Here is a 230-nt window from a genome sequence, read left to right as displayed (position 1 = left end):
CATATATAGAGTCCGCTATTTTATAGTTCGAGCCCATATCAGTATGACTCAATAAGCCAGAATTTGACTGTTTATGTTGAGTGAATTGATAGTGTTGTCCGACATACCACATCAGTCGGTAGCCCAATAATAATGGCGCAAATATCAACCAAGTAGACAGTCGTAAGCGCCCTTGCTTATCCTTTGCAAACCAACGTTTATCACGAGTTTGGTTGGGGTGTTGATACGCC

1 protein-coding gene is annotated in these 230 nt (G+C 41.7%); it reads right to left on the bottom strand.

Annotated features, from left to right (window positions below; translation table 11 throughout):
* Positions 1-230, bottom strand: a 230-nt coding sequence (locus AAEY83_RS19030) for a hypothetical protein (RefSeq protein ID WP_351061841.1), incomplete at both ends; no start/stop codon positions are given.

Origin of the sequence: Psychrobacter sp. TB20-MNA-CIBAN-0197, assembly GCF_040309765.1 — a bacterium.
GTDB classification, from domain to species: domain Bacteria; phylum Pseudomonadota; class Gammaproteobacteria; order Pseudomonadales; family Moraxellaceae; genus Psychrobacter; species Psychrobacter submarinus.
Note: the sequence above shows the minus strand (reverse complement) of the source record. Positions and strands in the feature narration are given on the sequence as shown.